An 885-nucleotide genomic window follows, 5' to 3' on the forward strand; every position below is an offset into this window, starting at 1 on the left:
GCATTACCGAAGATATTACGGAGCAGAAAGAAGCAGAGCTGGCTCTACAAGAAAGCGAAGCTCGGCTTAGGGCTATTCTGGACGGGATCCCTTTTTCTATCTTTCTCAAAGATCTGGAAGGGCGCTATCTTCATGTAAACAAGACTTATCTACAACAGAGAGGCTGCAAGGCAGAAGAGCTCTTTGGAAAGTTGGATAGTGAGCTGTTCGCATCAGAAGAGGCTCTAGAATTTCGAGATCAGGATCAAAAAGTCCTGCAATCTCCGCATCCTGTCAGCTACGAGCGAACCTTTTTCCGCGATGGCAAGAGATTGACCCAGTGGGTCACCAAGTTTGCCCTGCGGGATCAGCAGGGGTCTCCTTACGCCGTTTGCGGCATCGCTGTGGACATAACGCCCCTCAAACAAGCCCAAGATCTGTTGCTGAAAGAAGCAGAGCGGGAGCGGCTGCTTGGAGCTTTGCTGCGACGCATCCGTCAGGATTTGGATTTGCAATCTATCTTGCAAACCACTGTTGCAGAAGTGCGAGAGGTTTTCCAGGTGGATCGGGTGATGATCTATCAGTTGCAGGAAGGTGTAGGGGGGTTTGTAGCTGCTGAGTCGGTGGCGGATCCCTGGCCCAGCCACTTGGGCCGCCGGGTGTGGGATGCTTGCCTTCGCCAGGATCCTTGCTACCGCAAGTACCAAGAGGGCTTTGTGCAAGCCATAGCCAACGTGGCGACGGCCAATTTGGATCCTTGCTATCGGGAGCTCTTGGAATCTTTCCAGGCCCAAGCCAACTTGGTGATCCCAATTCGGCGGGGAGAGGATCTCTGGGGCCTTCTGGTGGCACAGCACTGCCAATCCAGCCGCCCTTGGCAAGAGTGGGAAATCCGGCTTTTACAAG

General features: G+C 53.6%; 1 protein-coding gene. It reads left to right on the plus strand.

The features are described from left to right. Nucleotides 1-885: GAF domain-containing protein (locus tag NW838_RS05340; protein ID WP_414427639.1), on the plus strand; the 885-nt coding region annotated here is incomplete at both ends.

It is taken from the genome of Synechococcus sp. R55.2 (assembly GCF_047462075.1).
In the GTDB taxonomy this organism is placed as follows: Bacteria; Cyanobacteriota; Cyanobacteriia; order Thermostichales; family Thermostichaceae; genus Thermostichus.